The following is a 16,780-nucleotide window of genomic DNA, read 5'->3' as shown; positions in this document are numbered from 1 at the left end:
ATTGCAATCAATTGATGCGTTTTTGTCAATAACTGCCAAGACGATCGCCGACTTCTGTGGCACAGTAACATCAGACGATGAATGCTGATGTGTGATCAGAACGGCAGGCAAAAATTGTGCAGAACTTAAGATATTCCGAGATTTTAGAGCAGGCTCAGTCCGCAGCAAATCAGCAGGACTGGGGACAGTTGAGCTACAGATTGCAGCAGATTCTCTTAAACGATGAACTGGGTGAGACTGAACGATCGTTGTTCTGCAATCCAAACACTACGACTGTGCTGCTCGACTTAGCCATGCAGGTGCTAGAAGGCGGCAGTTTTCAGGAGCGCTGGGAGATGGGTAAGCTCTTTCCAAGCTTTGGGACGGATGCGATCGCACCCTTGATTGAACTGTTAAACGATGAAGAAGCGGAGTTAGAAGCACAATGGTTTGCGGTTCGTATTTTAGGCAGCTTTAAACATCCACAAGTGCTTGAGGCTTTGATTGAACTGCTAAAAAATTCCCAGAGTCAGGAATTAAATTCGATGGCAGTTTCAGTGTTAGCCAGCATGGGAAAATCTGCTGTTCCGATGTTAGAGCCATTGCTGGTAGAAGTTTCTACGCGACTGTTTGCAGTTCAAGCGTTGGGACAGATTCGGCGATCGGAAACGGTTCCATTGTTGATGCAGGTGGTTCATGATTCAAACGCTCAGGTTCGCGCCATTGCGATCGAAGCGCTCAGTAGTTTTCATGCACCTGAGGTTGTGACTGTTCTCATTGATGCACTGCAAGATCCAGTCACACAGGTTAGATTAGCTGCGGTCGCTGGATTAGGGTTTTGTCAAGATTACCCAAATTTAGTGACCTATCTTCGTCCGATGCTGCTGGACTTGAATCTTGAGGTGTGTCGGCAAGCTGCGATCTCGCTTGGCAGACGGGGAACTTCTGAAGCAGCAAGGGCACTATACGAGACTTTGAGATCGCCGCATACTCCAAAAAATTTAGCGATCGAGCTAGTGCGTGCATTAAGCTGGATGAAACTGCCTGAATCTTTGAATTACTTAGAAGATGCGTTGTTACAGTTGGCGCTGCCGGAGGCGATTCAACTCGAAATTATTCAATCGATGGGGCGGATTGACTCAGACACCCTAAAGTTTCAAGCAACCGGAATTCTGTTAAATGTTTTGCCGCTTTTGCGTTCCGCTGTGACTCGACAAGCGATCGCGCTTTCTTTAGGACAGTTAGGCAATGTGGAAGCTTTAAGTCCTCTGATAGCACTCTTAGCAGATGCAGAGGATGGTGTACGGTTTCATGCAATTTCGGCATTGAAAACACTGAACGCAGAGTTAGCTCATCAACAATTGAAGCGACTTGCCAAAGTTGAGCCAGAAGAGTCCAGGCTAGGACAAGGGATTGCGATCGCGCTTCGAGAATGGAGCTTTTAGATCGATTGTTGAAAGGTTTGTACTGCTTCTGCAAAGTCGGTTTCAGCGATTAAAATACAGCGCTGCAATAGATTGATATCCAAGCGATCGAGTCCTGGTAGTTCGCTACGATCGATCTGCTGATAGCCTTCTTCGCGCAGGTGATAAAGCTTTAGAACGCCACCCTCCCAGAACCACCCTTCAGGCACACCCAACGCCCGATACTTCGCCAATCTATTCACGCCGCCACTGGTGAAGACAACTGCAATAGATAAGTCAGGAATCGGCTTCAATCTGCCCAGACAAAAAGATTCGTCTGCTTGAGCAGAAACTTCTCGTTTCCGCTCTTGTGTCACTGAGCCAGTCATCTGAAACCAAACTCCTTGCTTCAGCAGGAATGTTGAGACTAGATAATTGATAATGCGGGAAAAACGTTCGTGGTCTAGTCCGGGCATAGGGATCTCGATCGTTTCCTTGTAATAAGACAGCTTTACTCCTGGCGTTTCTGCAAATCCTTGTTGGATGTGCTTGAAATGCTCCCAGGTTCCTTGAATCACCAATTGTTGATCAAGGTCTTTTGATAAAACTTGAGCCATAAAATAAACGGTGGCGATCGTTTTCTTGATTCTCACATAGATTTCTGCCGAAGCCGTTCAAAAACTACTGCTTTTGGCTTGATTTGACGCTCCAAAAGAATGATGTCGCCAATCGCTTTGGTTTCTATTGTAGAAATAATTCACAATTAACCATGAAATACTGCTATGGCTCTTCATAAGATTAAGGATTTTGACCCTGACTACCGCACACACTTCGATAACAATGATGTCATTGGATTTGATGTGTATTCTGGTAACGAAAAGGTCGGCTCAGTCGATGATGTTCTAGTTGATGATGATGGATCGTTTCGCTATCTCGTGATCAACACGGGGTTGTGGATCTTGGGCAAAAAAGTCTTGATGCCGATCGCGCAAGGGCGCATTGCATATCCCGATCATCGGGTTTATGCAAACAGTCTGACCAAGGCTCAAGTGGAAAGTTTACCGACCTACGATCCAGAGCGATTGATCGATTATGACCATGAAGAACAAGTTCGGGGAGTGTATCGCCCGACAACCGCTGCAATGAGTGCAGACATGACCTACGATCGCTCAAGCTATGGCTACGATCGCGATCCGGATCTCTATGGATTGGACAATGATCAAACCTTACGTCTCTACCAAGAGCGCTTGATTGCTAGCAAGACTCGCCAAAAAACGGGTGAAGTGACCGTCGGTAAGCATACCGAGACTGAAACCGCTCGTGTTTCTGTGCCAATCGAGAAAGAGCGCGTCGTCATTGAACGGACTCCGGTGACGGGAGGAATGCCTGTGACTGTGGGTGAAGCTGATTTTCATGAAGGTGAAGTGGCGCGAGTCGAAGTTTACGAAGAAGTAGCCGACATCCAGAAAGAAGCCTTTGTGCGTGAAGAAGTGCGCGTGAAGAAGGTTGTCGATCACGATGTTGTCACCGCAGAAGATCAAATCCGCCGCGAAGAGGTTGATCTCAATGTCGATGGTACTCCGATCGTCGAGAAGAAACTCTAATCTCAACGACTGCTGAAGGATGAAAGGTAACTTTCATCCTTCGATCCTTTATTCTTCATCCTGCCGCTATGATCCCCCAAGCTGATGAATCCCTGACTTCTGAGGTTCTTACCCCTGAAGAAGTCATTCAACTGCTAGAAGAACGGTTAGTTGTCCGTTCTGATAAGCGTAAAGTTGGCGAAATTGTTGTCCGCAAAGAGATCGAGACTCGAATTGTTGAGGTTCCTGTTCGACGAGAAAAATTGATTGTTGAGCGGGTTGACCCGACTTACGAGCGGATTGCAGAAATCGATCTGGGTCAGAGCCAAATTAATGGCAAAGAGCACACGAACGGAACCGCGATCGCGAACGGTAACACGATTCAGGGTGAGTTCGATTCACCTAAAACAGTGAGTGATCTGCTCGACGCGATCGCCCGGACTCCCGATCATAACTGTGCCGAAATTCGGATCGAAATCACGCTCAAAGACTCGAAACACAAAGAAACCTATCAAGCCTGGTTCGATCGCTGTCGTAAATCCTAGAGGAAACTAACATGACTACTCAAATTGAAATGCCATCTAGCTCTGCTATTGAGCCCACGCCTACAACGGTTGAGCAAATGACTGAGCAAGAGATGATCGAAGCGCGTCGGCTTGCTGCGTGGGAGCGCGATCGCGCTCAGATCGAAGACTTTTTCAGTGATCCAATGAAGTACATTTCGGCATTCTGGCAAGAGTATAAGCCGATCGTCTATGTGCTTGGTGCAATTCTAGTCTCCTTGTTTGCGCTGAATCTTATCTTCGGGGTCATTGGCTTTGTGACGAGCCTTCCAATCATTAGCGGGTTGTTAGAACTGGTTGGAATCGGCTACACAGTTTGGTTTGTGAACCGCTACCTGTTGAAAGTTGAAACTCGCGAAGAGCTTTCGCAGATGATGGATGGCATGAAGCAAGATGTAATTGGAGCAGCACAGCCGATCGCCGATGACTTCAAGAATGCGATTAATCCTGACGAAACTCTGTCTTAGGAGGAATTTCGATTCGTTGATTGTTCTTTATTCTAATCACAGTGTCGCAAGGAAGGCTTTGTATGTTGCTGCAAGAAAAAGAAACGGGTAACTTACTCGAAGTTCTGGATGTGAAGCTTTTGATTGATCCAAACGAAGAGATGGTTCCTGCCCGCGATCAAGCAGGGCAAGAAGAGCAAGACCCAGAAAAGTATACCAAAACTGCTTTAGTGTTTCCTTCTGGTGAGGCATTGCCCCGCTGCTGGCTGGATGCGAACTATCGCAATAATTAGGTACGGTTAAAGATCTCTAACATTCTTAAGCTGTTGGAGATCTGTTTTTTGTTGTTTACACCTTTAACAAGAGATGTTTCGCGACTGTTTTTTACTATTCAAAGAAATGCGTCAACCGCAACCACGATCGCTGCAACACTGCATCGAAATGTGTAATCGCAAGGGTGATTCAAGCTTAGATGCTGAATCCTGTACAGATTTAGAAGCTTGTCTAGCTCGTTATCGCCGCCATCAACGAAAGCAAGCATCGATAAATTGAATTGAGAAACTACCAGACCGTCTGAACGTTTGCCAAGGCTTGAACCTTGTGATCACAGGTAATCAGCGGCAGATTTAGCGAGAAAGCTGTTGCTGCGATAATGCGATCAGGCATTTCGGGGACTGTCTCTCTCGGAATTTGCTGTATCGCTATTGCGACTTCTAGGTTCAGCGGTGCGATCGCAATTCCTATCAAAAAGTCTGAGGTAAGCTTCAGAAGGTTAGTAAAATCTGCATTAGGAATCCTTCCTTTTTCAACCAGATAGACTATTTCTACGAATGAAATTGCTGAAATGTAGATTAAATCACCCGCTTGAACTGCTCGATCCAGCGTTTCGCGTGCAACTACTGAAAGCTTAGACGAATTGCGAAGATACCAAATGATTGTATGGGTGTCTGCAACAACTGAACTCATTCAATCTCTCTTGAAAAGTTGCTCCACACTTCTTGTCGCACCTCTGCAATGTCCTCTTCTGTAATTTCTTCTACGTTTGCCCAAATACCCCTGAGCATGGGACGACCAAGTTTTGTTTCTGTTGTTTGTTGCAACGATTCAATAAAATTTAAAACTTCTCCCTGTTTCTCAAGTGGAAATTTTTGTAACTCTCCGAGAATGATTTGGTGAATCGGAGACACGATAACTCTCCTGCACAAAGATAGCTCAACATTAGCACAGCTGATGCCCTATCTTCAGCAGCTAAACTCGGCTGCTGAAGATAGGGCGAATTTCCTAAATTAAGCCAGATTGCAATTGCTGCTTTGCCTCTGCCAAGGCTTCCGGTAGTTTGCTCGTATCTCGCCCGCCTGCTTGCGCCAAGTTCGGGCGACCCCCGCCGCCACCGCCGCAGATTTTTGCGATCGCACCGACAACTTTCCCCGCTTGCAGTCCTTTCTTTACGACTGCTGGACTAAACGCCGCCACAAAGCTCACCTTACCCGCTTCGGGAATTGAACCCAAGACGATCGCGCCTTCACCTAATTTTTGCAGCAGTTGTTCTGCGGCTTTCTGAAGCGCAGCCGGATCAACGCCTTCGAGTTGAGCCACCAGCATTTTGAAGTCTCCAACGGTTTCAGCTTCAGCTAACAGTTGATCGGCTTTGGCGATCGCTAGCTGTCCTTTCACCGCTTCCAATTGCTTCTGAGTGTTCTTCAGTTCGGTTTGGAGTGAAGTAATGCGATCGGCGATCTCTTCGGGTTTGACTTTGAAGCGATCGCTTAACTCTTTAACAACAGCCTCGCGAACATTGAGATATTCCAGCACCGATGCTCCGGAGATTGCTTCAATCCGTCGAACTCCCGCCGCAACTCCGATCTCAGAAACAATCTTGAACAACCCAATTTCTGCGGTGTTACTCACATGAGTTCCGCCGCATAGCTCCATCGAAACCCCAGGGAAATCAATCACGCGAACTTCATCCCCATACTTTTCACCAAACATTGCGACTGCACCTTTTGCTTTCGCATCTGCGATCGGCATAACTTCAATCTCGGCTTGATGTCCTTCTGCAATCCAGGTGTTAATTTGTTCTTCAACTTGTTGCAGTTGTTCCAGGGTTAAGGGCTTGGAATAGTTGAAGTCAAACCGTAAGCGATCGAAGTCAACTAATGATCCCGCTTGCGAAATGCTTTCATCGACAATCTTACGCAGTGCTGCTTGTAGCAAGTGTGTGGCAGAGTGATTGGCTTGGGCGCGACGACGACAGGACAGATCAATCTGAGCGGTGACACGATCGCTCACTCGCACCGTTCCACGCTCGACTCGTCCAAAGTGAACAAAGAACGCTGACTCTTTCTTCACATCCTCGATCCGAATCACCGAATCTTCACCAGACAGATAACCTCGATCGCCAATCTGACCCCCAGATTCTGCATAAAACGGCGTTTGATTCAGAACGATTTGCACTTCGGTGCCAGATTCGACTTGATCGACGGTTTCACCATCTACTAACAACAGTTGAATTTCCGCTTGGCTAGAAGGTTGTTTGTAGCCTAAGAATTCTGTTTCCTGGATTGTTTCTGCCAGCGTATCTAATGTTCCTTGAACAGTTAAATCGATCGTTTTATGAGCATCGCGTCCCCGTTGGCGTTGAGCTTCCATTTCAGCTTCAAAGCCCAACATATCAACAGTTAAACCTTTTTCAGCCGCAATTTCTTCGGTGAGTTCAACCGGAAAGCCGTAGGTGTCGTATAGCTCAAACGCATCTTTTCCAGAGATCTGCTTTTGTTCTTGGTTCAAGATGTCTTCTAATAGCTTTTCGCCACGATCGAGCGTCTTGCGGAACCGTTCTTCTTCAATCTTCAGTTCCGACTTGATCACGGTTTCCTTCATTCGCACATTCGGGTAAGCCGATTCAGCCAGTGCGATCGCAGTTTCTGCAACATCAGGCGTGAAATCTTGATTGATTCCGATTAAACGTCCATGACGCACTACCCGGCGAATTAATCGCCGCAGCACATAGCCCCGTCCTTCATTCGAGGCAATGATGCCATCTGCAATCATGTGAACGACAGCGCGAACATGATCGCCAATCACTTTCAGCGAGACTTTCGTCGATTCATCTGAGATCGCGTAATCGATCCCAGCAATTTTTGCAGCGGTTTGAACGATCGGGAAAATCAAATCTGTTTCATAGTTATTTGGCACTTGCTGGAGAATCTGTGCCATCCGCTCCAGACCCATTCCCGTATCAATGTTCTTGTTCTGAAGTGGGGTTAAATTGCCATCAATGTCCTGGTTGTATTGCATAAACACCAGGTTGTAATACTCAATGAAGCGTGTATCATCTTCGAGATCAAGGTGGTCATCACCGAGTTCTGGATGAAAGTCGTAATACAACTCCGAGCAAGGGCCGCAGGGGCCAGTTGGGCCTGAATTCCAGAAGTTATCTTTTGCCCCCATACGCTGAATTCGATGGGCAGGAATACCAATCTCATCACGCCAGATCGCGAACGCTTCGTCATCTTCTTCAAACACGCTGACGATGATGCGCTCTGGAGGCAAGCCATACGTTTTGGTTGAAAGCTCCCAAGCCCAAGAGATCGCTTGCGACTTAAAATAATCACCAAAGCTGAAATTTCCCAGCATCTCAAAAAACGTATGATGTCGGGCGGTGCGTCCCACATTCTCAATATCGTTCGTGCGGATACACTTCTGAGAAGTCGTCGCGCGGGGAAATTCAGCCTGACGCTGACCGAGAAAAATCGGCTTAAATGGCAGCATTCCGGCGATCGTCAATAACACCGTTGGATCTTCAGGCACCAGCGACGCACTGGGTAGCGGTTGATGTCCGCGCTGTGCAAAGAAATCAAGAAACGTCTGCCGAATTTGAGCGCCGCTAAGAGGAGTAGCCATTGAAGTCCCGGAAATTTCAACAAGTGCGTTATTTATCTTATCTTGCCGCAGGTTGACGAATTTGGCTGGCAAAACTTCTATCGAGCGCCCGAATCAACCAATCTGTTGCCTGATCCACTGTCGAAATGCTTTCAGAGTTGCATTCCTGCCGATCATGTCGCTTTGCTCTCGGTAGTGTGGAATCACTTGTGCGATCGGTAAATTGGCAAAAATATCTCCTCGCTCTGAGACTTCATATTGACCGTTTCGCAACACATTGATCTGAAGCTTTCCTTTCTCAAACCGCCATAGCTCCGGGACTCCTAATGCTTGATAGATACTTGGATGTGTCCGAGAAGTTAAATCAATTTCAAGGGCGAGGTCTGGAGGAGGATCAACACTCAAATCTAGACGCTTTTTGCCTCGTATTTTGGACTCGTTCTGAATGTAGAAGCATTGGTCGGGTTCAATTCCTTTAAGCATTTCTTGATTCTTAAAGGAATTGAACCCAATGTCAGAAATTCAATGTCTAGTTCTTCTAATAACGCCTTGATTAGATCTCCAATAACCTCTTTGTCGCCTTCGTGTTCAGGCAGTGGGGTCATAATCTCTAACGTTCCGTCGTCATATGCAATTCGGGTAGCACGCCGATCGCCCAATTCTTCTAAAATTTGCTCAAATTCTTCCCATGAAACCTCTTGTAACAACACTCGTTGCCCTGGTGGAACCTCAATTCGCTTTAGTTCTAAAAGCATAAAGGTTGAATCTTAATATTTTTAATGGTGTAAAGCTGTCATTCAAGCCTCAATCATTCAACTCAATACTGAGAGGACGGCGAATCTTGTCTTAATTTGTCTGCAACCCAGATTTTTAGAAGCGATTGACTGACTGGCAGGAATTTGAGATGCAATTTTTACTCGAAACGATTGGGGACAAATCACAACTTTTAGACAGATTACCGTTAACAATTTCAAACCGCACATTTCAGATTAAATGCGATTCACCGGGGACGAGCACAACCCTAGTCAGAGAATTGCATCCAACGATCGCCTGTTGCATCCAGCAGCACCCAGAACGATTCGCGATCGACAGAGTGCGATATTACTGCGGCAGAGAAGAATGCGTCATTCCACTGGTTCTCTTGCCGGAGCTTGCGAAATTTTTCCCGTCAAAAGTTCGGCAAGCATAACACCGACATCGCCGTTATATTTTTTGTCTTTCAGGCTTTGTGCCAGATAGCTCATCGTCACTGCAAAAACAGCGCTGTCAATATCTGGCAAAACCCGATCGTTCAAAATCATCTCGATGCCCGTCTCAAAAATTGGGATGTCAGGGTGATCGATCGCGTAGTGGAAAGACTTAAAGAATGCGATCGCGTACTCTTTCACATCCTCAGCCCCAAGCTTTGTCATGTGTTCCTCAATCGCGTCAGCCAACCCTTTGAGCGGATTGTCTGACGGATCTAAGCCTAAGCGCTTTGCTTCTTGATCGATTCCTTGAACCATCCAGTCTGGAAAGTCAATTCTTACTGATCTCTGTCCTAATCCTGGACGTGATGCTTTTGACAGGTCTAAAAACTCGATGATATCTTCGGCGTTGTCAAACCGTTTATCAAATTCTTCTGCTTTCATAAAGTTCTACCTCGCTATCTCTTGCACGTCGAACGGAAATGATCCGTACCATTTCGGCTCGATATGTTATGACTGCTGCCCAATATTGCTGAGAGATTTTACCAATGACAAGGAATCGTTGTTCATCTTCTGTTCTGGCTGGGATCTCAACGCGCTCCGAATCTGTCCATAACTGTTGAGCTTGATTGAAGTCGATTCCATGTTTAACTTGATTAGCCGCACTCTTATTGGGGTCAAACTCAAACTCCAAAAAACCGAACTCCTCTAGCCATCATTCTTCAATCATACAGAAAACAGCCGTTTCCTCGAATTTTGAAACAATAACAACAGATAAAGTACGGAAATCCTTACCTTTTGGCAGAGCGTCCTGGCGGGAGCGATCGCAGTGCATTTTCTACAATGGAGAAAACGATTCGGGATAAATCCGCAATGCCAGTAGAAACAAACAATAAGCGCACTCAGCGCCCTCGGCAGTTCGGAGGCGGATTGCTGATTGTATTTGCGTTACTATTACTGCTGAATTTTGTGGTGCCAAGCTTTAGTTCACAATCTCAGCAAGTTGCTTATAGTGATTTCGTCTCTCAAGTGCGATCGGGCAATGTCGATCGGGCAATTATTGGAAACGACAAAATTGAATTTACACTGAAGTCAACACAGCCTGCTCAGGATGGGACTCGTGCTCCGGTGTATACCACAGCTCCGGTGGCGATCGACCTCGATTTGCCGAAGATTCTGCGCGATAACAATGTTGAATTTAGCGCGCCTACGCCAAGTCCTTACAGCTGGATTGGTACAATTTTTAGCTGGGTGTTACCGCCGCTGATTTTCTTTGGAATCTACAGCTTCTTTATTAACCGTCAAGGAGGCGGAGCCGCAGCGCTTACCGTTGGAAAAAGTAAAGCCCGCATCTACTCAGAAGGCACAACGGGCGTTAAGTTTACTGATGTGGCAGGGGTAGACGAAGCTAAAGCCGAACTGCAAGAGATTGTTGATTTTCTCAAGAATGCGGAGAAATATTCACGCTTAGGGGCAAAGATCCCGAAAGGAGTCTTGCTGGTTGGGCCTCCTGGAACCGGGAAAACGATGTTAGCCAAAGCGATCGCTGGAGAAGCAGGGGTTCCATTCTTCTCGATCTCAGGTTCTGAGTTTATTGAACTATTCGTCGGGGTTGGTGCTTCTCGCGTTCGTGACTTGTTTGAACAAGCGAAACAACAAGCGCCTTGTATCGTGTTTATCGATGAGTTAGATGCGCTTGGTAAGTCTCGCGGTTCTGGAAACTTCGCCGGTGGCAACGATGAACGCGAACAAACGCTAAACCAGTTGCTGACTGAGATGGATGGCTTTGATGCGAATACGGGTGTGATTCTGCTGGCAGCAACCAACCGCCCAGAAGTGTTAGATCCAGCGCTGCGTCGTCCTGGACGGTTCGATCGTCAAGTAGTCGTCGATCGTCCTGACAAGATTGGGCGTGAAGCGATTCTCAATGTTCACGCTCGCAACGTCAAATTAGCAAGCGATGTTGATCTTTCAACGATCGCGGTTCGCACTCCCGGATTTGCAGGTGCAGACTTAGCCAACTTGGTGAATGAAGCAGCGCTGCTTGCGGCTCGAAACAATCGCGATTCTGTGGTGATGGCAGACTTCAATGAGGCGATCGAGCGTGTGATCGCAGGACTTGAGAAGAGATCGCGCATCCTGAACGAAACTGAGAAGAAGATTGTCGCCCATCATGAAGTGGGACACGCGCTGATTGGGGTATTGATGCCCGGTGCGGGTAAGGTTGAGAAAATCTCGATCGTCCCGCGTGGTGTAGGTGCATTAGGCTACACGCTGCAATTACCAGAAGAAGATCGCTTCCTCATGGCAGAAGACGAAATTCGGGGACGGATTGCCACTTTGCTGGGCGGTCGATCGGCAGAAGAAGTCATTTTCGGTAAGGTTTCAACCGGAGCCAGTGACGACATTCAAAAAGCCACGGATCTTGCAGAACGCACTGTGACTATCTACGGTATGAGCGAGGAGTTAGGCCCGGTTGCCTTTGAGAAAATGCAGCAGCAGTTCATCGAAGGATACGCTCCCTCGCGTCGTCAGATCAGCGCGAAAGTGACTGAAGAGATCGATCGCGAAGTCAAAGCGATCGTCGATAACGCGCATCACATTGCCTTAGCGATTCTGAAGAACAATCGATCGCTGCTGGAAGAACTATCTCAATCCTTGCTGGAGCGAGAAGTGCTTGAAGGTGAAGCATTGCGGGCTGAGTTAAGTCGAGTACAACCGCCTGCTGAACTAGAAGCTTGGTTAAAGACGGGTAAGGTTACTCAAAATGCGACAGAGTTGCACGCCGTTGCATAATGAACGATCGAAAAATTTCTAATCATCTTCAAACGCAGCACAAAAATATACCGTGTGAATACGGATTCTCTGACATGATTCTCGAAGCTTCCAGCGTTTTGCAGACCAGATTTCGGTGATTCTACAGATGAGGAATTGCATCGGCGCTGCGATGATTAGCGCATAAGTCATTTCATTAGAGAGTATCAACTTTCACAGCTACCAGCCCAGTGGTGTCGCGCCACTGGGTTTTTTGTATGCCAATTTTTTGTATCCCAATTTGATGTGGTTTGATTTGTGAATAACGCCTTTCAAACTATTCCCTAAAATTTGTCGAGAACCACTCCCTTTTGTTCATAGAATGGATTGGATTCACGCTTTCTAACACGAACCGTGTCCTAGAGCTTCCGTATTGACCGATACAACTTCGCGGATCAAACTCACGTTCACTCTTGTAGATTGCCTAGATTATCCCATTACCCAGATTTTTCTATGACCTCCTCGATTCGGATTCTGATGTGTGCGCCTGACCATTACGATGTGGATTATGTGATTAATCCGTGGATGGAAGGCAACATTCACAAGTCTTCACGTGATCGCGCGGTGGAGCAATGGCAAGGACTGCATCGCTTGATCAAGGAACACGCGATCGTTGATTTGGTGCCGCCTCAGAAAGGCGTTCCAGACATGGTGTTCACAGCAAATGCAGGCTTAGTTCTCGGTGAAACTGCTGTTCTCAGTCGCTTCTACCACAAAGAGCGCCAAGGCGAAGAACCGTATTTCAAAGCGTGGTTTGAGGAGAATGGCTTTACGGTTCACGAACTGCCGCCAGAATTGCCGTTTGAAGGCGCGGGCGATGCACTGTTCGATCGCGAAGGTCGCTGGCTTTGGGCGGGATATGGCTTTCGGTCAGAACTCGATTCGCATCCTTATTTAGCAAAATGGCTCGATGTCGAGGTGCTATCGCTGCGATTAATGGACGATCGGTTTTATCATCTCGATACTTGCTTCTGCCCGTTGAACAATGGCTATCTGCTGTACTATCCGCCTGCGTTTGATGCGTATTCTAATCGGTTGATCGAAATGCGGGTTCCGGCTGAAAAGCGCATTGCAATCTCTGAGCCAGATGCCGTCAACTTTGCTTGTAATGCGGTAAACGTGGATCACATTGTGATTATGAACAAAGCCAGCGCCGACCTGAAACAGCGCTTGGCAGATGCAGGATTTCAGGTACTAGAAACCCCGCTAACCGAATTTCTTAAAGCCGGGGGTGCCGCGAAATGCTTAACGTTGCGCGTGACAGAACCCGTCCGTGTGGAACTCCATGCGAGTGCGACGATCGAAAGCCGAGTTGTGCAACTTGATGGTCACTTGCTCGATTCGGGTGTGATCAATCGCACGCTCGATATCATTGTCGAAGCAGGCGGTAGCTTCCAAGTCTTGAACTTCAACTTAGGGACTCAGCGTCAAAGTACCTCATCGGCAGAAGTGAAAGTCACGGCTCCATCGCATGAAGTGATGGAAACGATTATGTCGCAGTTGATTGATCTGGGTGCATTGCCGCGTCCTCAAGAAGTCTGTGATGCCGAGCTTGAACCTGTCATTCAAAATGGCGTTGCGCCCGATGATTTCTATGTGACCACGATTTACCCAACTGAAGTTCGAGTCAACGGCGAATGGGTAAAAGTCGATCGTCAACGCATGGACGGCGCGATCGCGGTTTCTCCGGATGGTCAATCCGCACAATGTAAATTGCTGCGAGATTTGACGACGAGCGATCGTGTCGTGGTCGGAGTCGAAGGCATTCGCACAATCCGTAAGTCATCCTCGCGTGAACAACGCAACACTCAGGAATTCAGCTTTATGGGTGCAGGTGTATCGAGCGAGCGGCGGGTTGAATTAGTCGTCGAGCAAATCGCTTGGGAACTGCGGCAAATTCGAGATCAAGGCGGTCGTGTAGTTGTGACAGCAGGGCCTGTTGTGATTCATACAGGCGGTGGTGAACATCTAGCAAAACTGATTCGGGAAGGCTATGTTCAGGCGCTTTTGGGTGGAAATGCGATCGCGGTTCACGACATGGAACAATCGCTGCTAGGAACATCGCTCGGGGTGGATATGAAGCGCGGCGTTTCAGTGCGGGGTGGACATCGCCATCACTTGAAGGTGATTAACATGGTGCGCCGTTACGGTAGCATTGCCAAAACGGTTGAAGCAGGTGTTCTCAAGAACGGTATTCTCTATGAGTGCGTTCGTAATAACATCCCGTTCTCGTTAGCGGGATCAATCCGAGATGATGGCCCGTTACCCGATACGAAAATGGATTTGATCGAAGCACAGCAGGATTATGCTCGTTTGATTGAAGGGGCAGACATGATTTTGATGCTGTCTTCGATGCTGCACTCGATCGGAGTTGGGAACATGACTCCTTCTGGTGTGAAGATGGTCTGTGTGGATATCAATCCAGCCGTTGTGACGAAGCTGAGCGATCGAGGTTCGATCGAATCGATCGGCGTGGTGACAGATGTAGGATTGTTCCTAAGCTTGTTGATTCAACAGCTTGAGAAACTAACCAATCCGTATCAGATTGCTGAGAAAGTTTAGGTGTGAACTATCGCTAAAACAATGAGACATCTGGAGGAGATTCTGGATGTCTCATTGTTTTAACCCATTAACGTTTTATACCGAATCAATTTGTGATGCGACAGATCCTTCGCCCCCTAAATCCCCCATACTGGGGGACTTTGAGAATCCGAAACAGATTTGGCTTGAAGTCCCCCACTCGTGGGGGATGTAGGGGGCTTCCAAGATCTGTAGCACTCAAAAATCAATTTGGTATTAACCTATCAACTCGCATTCGCAATTCGATTCGAGGTCAATCGTTGAAATCGCCATACAAACGCAACAGCCGCGATCGCAACCGAAAGCAAAATCCCCAGCCACAATCCGACTCCGCCTAGCTGCAACGGAAACGCCAGCACATAAGCCGTAAACAATCCCACGCACCAATAGCACAGCAAACTCACGATCATCGGAACACGAGTGTCTTTCAAACCTTGCAGCGCACCATACGCAATCTTTTGCACCCCATCAAAGAAGTGCGCGATCGCTCCAATCCGCAACATTGAGACCGCTAATCCAATGACTTCCGCATTTTCTTGGGACTGAACATCAAGATATAGTCCGACGATCGGGCGCGGAAAGAGTACCAGCAACAGTGCAATCAATCCTGTCCAAATCGCTCCGACGCTGAGGCTTACTTTTCCTGCCTGCCAAATGCCCACAGGGTTACGCTGTCCCAACCATTGTCCGATTCGCGCTGTGGTCGCAAAGGACATTCCCAATGGAACCATAAAGATCAGATTGATCGTCTGCATCACAATCTGATGTGCTGCTAAACCCGTTGCACCCCAAAGTCCCATTGCATAGGTCAAAGCGGTGTAAACACTAATCTCAAGCGCGGAGAACACACCGATCGGAATGCCAATCTTGAGCAATTCGTAAATCTTTTGCGGTTGAGGCGGATAGATACGATCGCAGAATCGATATTGCCTTAACTTCGGATGGCTCAAGACATAGCCGACCAGCGCGAGAAACATGCCCCACAAGCTCAGCACGCTTGCGATCGCGAGTCCTGCTAACCCTAAACGCGGAAACCCAAATTGACCAAACCCCAGCACATAGTTGCCAACAATGTTAAACAAAGTTCCAGCAATCACAATGATCATAATCGGGCGGGTTTCAGAAATTGCTGCAACCACACCCCGCAGCATGGCAAACCCCAAAAATGGAAACACACTCCACAGCAAAATATCGAGATAAACATTTGCTAGTTTGACGATCGCCACTTCTTGACCCAAGAATTGCATCACGGAATCGAATAGGGCGATCGCAATCATCAGCGGAATGGTCAACCCCGCACAGAGCCAAAGTCCTTGGCGCGTGACTTGCTCAATTCGCGCTTTGTCTCCTGCGCCATATGCTTCTGCAACCAGTGGACTTACGCCCATTGCAATCCCACTCGCAGTGACTACAAACGAAAAAAATGTAATCGTTGCTAATGCGCCCGCCGCTAGAGTCTCTTGCCCCAAATGCCCCATCATCACGGTATCGACAAACCCAGTTGCAAGTTGGGCAACTTGAGCGCTGGCGAGTGGGACTGCAAGTTGTAAAAACGCTTTGAGTTCCTTACGGATACTGACTTTAGAAGCTAAAACCATCTACTTTCGTTACATTTTTTCGTAATTGCTTCTTCTACAATGACAGATGCAAAACCCTGCGAGATACCCAGAATTGGTCAGTCTTACAAAGTTCTGCTGTAAGACATAGATACGATTGCGCTCCTATCCCGAAATCCTAGCGGTCATCAATCACGGTAGACTCTAATTAAGTTTTGTTTCAATAAGTTCTATGCTGCATCGAAATTTGCTTAAGGGTTTGATTGTGAGTGTCTGTGCGATCGTCATGAGCTTGAATCTAACGATTCCTGCGTTTGCAATGGGTGGAACACTGCCACCGATCGATCAGCCCGCACCGGAATTCGCGCTACCGAGTAATGAAGGGAGCGGAGCGGTTTCGCTTTCAGACTATCGCGGTAAATGGGTCGTTGCTTATTTTTATCCGGCTGACTTTACTCCGGGTTGCACCTTAGAAGCGCGGAAATTTCAGGAAGATATGCCGAAATATCTCGATCGCAACGCTCAAATTCTGGGGATCAGTGCAGATGACGTGAACTCTCATGCAGATTTCTGCGATTCGGAAGGCTTGAGATTTCCGCTCCTTGCTGATGCCAAGGGAAAAGTCAGCAAGGCTTACGGATCTTGGATGGGAGCGAGATCGGCGCGTCATACCTTCATCATTGATCCAGAAGGAACACTTCGAGCCACTTTTACAGGTGTGAACCCGATCATCCATAGTCGCGAAGTGCTTGCAAAACTGGATGAACTGCAAAAAGCGGGTTAGTCC

The 16,780-nt window shown here is 47.5% G+C and carries 14 protein-coding genes and 2 pseudogenes; 8 read left to right on the top strand and 8 right to left on the bottom strand.

Features of this window, described 5'->3' with window-relative positions:
* Nucleotides 1-116 precede the first annotated feature (116 nt).
* Nucleotides 117-1,424: a HEAT repeat domain-containing protein gene (locus tag H6F51_07955; GenBank protein ID MBD1822428.1), complete on the top strand. Its 1,308-nt coding sequence runs from the start codon at nucleotides 117-119 to the stop codon at nucleotides 1,422-1,424.
* On the opposite strand, the gene H6F51_07950 is transcribed toward H6F51_07955, so the two are convergent.
* A complete protein-coding gene (locus H6F51_07950) occupies nucleotides 1,421-1,999 on the bottom strand; it encodes a Uma2 family endonuclease (GenBank protein MBD1822427.1) in 579 nt (192 codons plus the stop codon). The genes H6F51_07955 and H6F51_07950 overlap by 4 nt on opposite strands.
* A 165-nt stretch (nucleotides 2,000-2,164) precedes the next feature.
* Between H6F51_07950 and H6F51_07945 the strand changes: the two genes are divergently transcribed.
* The 4 genes from H6F51_07945 (at nucleotide 2,165) to H6F51_07930 (ending at nucleotide 4,267) form a co-directional block, all read left to right on the top strand.
* Entirely contained in the window at nucleotides 2,165-2,986 is an 822-nt protein-coding gene (locus tag H6F51_07945) for a YsnF/AvaK domain-containing protein (GenBank protein ID MBD1822426.1), read from the top strand.
* A gap of 68 nt (nucleotides 2,987-3,054) precedes the next feature.
* Nucleotides 3,055-3,510 (top strand): DUF2382 domain-containing protein, encoded by a 456-nt coding sequence (locus H6F51_07940; GenBank protein MBD1822425.1) that lies wholly within the window; start codon nucleotides 3,055-3,057, stop codon nucleotides 3,508-3,510.
* Between the two features lie 11 nt (nucleotides 3,511-3,521).
* Nucleotides 3,522-3,995, top strand: coding sequence for a CAAD domain-containing protein (locus tag H6F51_07935; GenBank protein MBD1822424.1), 474 nt, complete (start codon nucleotides 3,522-3,524; stop codon nucleotides 3,993-3,995).
* 62 nt (nucleotides 3,996-4,057) lie between these two features.
* Nucleotides 4,058-4,267 (top strand): acetyltransferase, encoded by a 210-nt coding sequence (locus H6F51_07930; GenBank protein MBD1822423.1) that lies wholly within the window; start codon nucleotides 4,058-4,060, stop codon nucleotides 4,265-4,267.
* Nucleotides 4,268-4,535: 268 nt separating this feature from the next.
* Here H6F51_07930 and H6F51_07925 read toward each other — a convergent pair whose 3' ends face one another.
* The 6 genes and pseudogenes from H6F51_07925 to H6F51_07900 form a co-directional block, all read right to left on the bottom strand.
* Nucleotides 4,536-4,940 carry a type II toxin-antitoxin system VapC family toxin gene (locus tag H6F51_07925; protein ID MBD1822422.1) on the bottom strand — a complete coding sequence of 135 codons (405 nt, stop codon included), beginning with the start codon at nucleotides 4,938-4,940 and terminating at the stop codon, nucleotides 4,536-4,538.
* Nucleotides 4,937-5,161 carry a hypothetical protein gene (locus H6F51_07920; GenBank protein ID MBD1822421.1) on the bottom strand — a complete coding sequence of 75 codons (225 nt, stop codon included), beginning with the start codon at nucleotides 5,159-5,161 and terminating at the stop codon, nucleotides 4,937-4,939. The genes H6F51_07925 and H6F51_07920 overlap by 4 nt, the downstream gene beginning before the upstream one ends.
* Before the next feature lie 94 nt (nucleotides 5,162-5,255).
* Entirely contained in the window at nucleotides 5,256-7,877 is a 2,622-nt protein-coding gene (alaS, locus tag H6F51_07915) for an alanine--tRNA ligase (GenBank protein MBD1822420.1), read from the bottom strand.
* A 93-nt stretch (nucleotides 7,878-7,970) separates the two neighbouring features.
* A pseudogene (locus H6F51_07910) lies at nucleotides 7,971-8,611 on the bottom strand (Uma2 family endonuclease).
* A 708-nt stretch (nucleotides 8,612-9,319) separates the two neighbouring features.
* A pseudogene (locus H6F51_07905) lies at nucleotides 9,320-9,487 on the bottom strand (CopG family transcriptional regulator).
* Nucleotides 9,468-9,737 (bottom strand): BrnT family toxin, encoded by a 270-nt coding sequence (locus tag H6F51_07900; GenBank protein MBD1822419.1) that lies wholly within the window; start codon nucleotides 9,735-9,737, stop codon nucleotides 9,468-9,470. Before H6F51_07900 ends, H6F51_07905 begins: the two are co-directional and overlap by 20 nt.
* Nucleotides 9,738-9,916: 179 nt before the next feature.
* Here H6F51_07900 and H6F51_07895 point away from each other — a divergent pair, with 179 nt between their 5' ends.
* Nucleotides 9,917-11,839: an ATP-dependent metallopeptidase FtsH/Yme1/Tma family protein gene (locus H6F51_07895; GenBank protein MBD1822418.1), complete on the top strand. Its 1,923-nt coding sequence runs from the start codon at nucleotides 9,917-9,919 to the stop codon at nucleotides 11,837-11,839.
* 471 nt (nucleotides 11,840-12,310) lie between these two features.
* Nucleotides 12,311-14,419, top strand: a complete 2,109-nt coding sequence (locus H6F51_07890) for a TIGR00300 family protein (GenBank protein ID MBD1822417.1) — start codon at nucleotides 12,311-12,313, stop codon at nucleotides 14,417-14,419.
* Nucleotides 14,420-14,661: 242 nt separating this feature from the next.
* Here the strand turns inward: H6F51_07890 and H6F51_07885 are convergent, their stop codons facing one another.
* On the bottom strand, nucleotides 14,662-16,035 hold the full coding sequence (locus H6F51_07885; GenBank protein MBD1822416.1) for an MATE family efflux transporter: 1,374 nt from the start codon (nucleotides 16,033-16,035) through the stop codon (nucleotides 14,662-14,664).
* A 190-nt stretch (nucleotides 16,036-16,225) separates the two neighbouring features.
* On the opposite strand from H6F51_07885, the gene H6F51_07880 reads away from it, so the two are divergent.
* Nucleotides 16,226-16,777, top strand: a complete 552-nt coding sequence (locus tag H6F51_07880) for a peroxiredoxin (GenBank protein ID MBD1822415.1) — start codon at nucleotides 16,226-16,228, stop codon at nucleotides 16,775-16,777.
* Nucleotides 16,778-16,780: the final 3 nt, after the last annotated feature.

Source organism: Cyanobacteria bacterium FACHB-DQ100, assembly GCA_014695195.1.
In the GTDB taxonomy this organism is placed as follows: domain Bacteria; phylum Cyanobacteriota; class Cyanobacteriia; order Leptolyngbyales; family Leptolyngbyaceae; genus Leptolyngbya.
The sequence above is the reverse complement of the archived record's forward strand: the minus strand, read 5'-3'. Positions and strand labels throughout refer to the sequence as shown.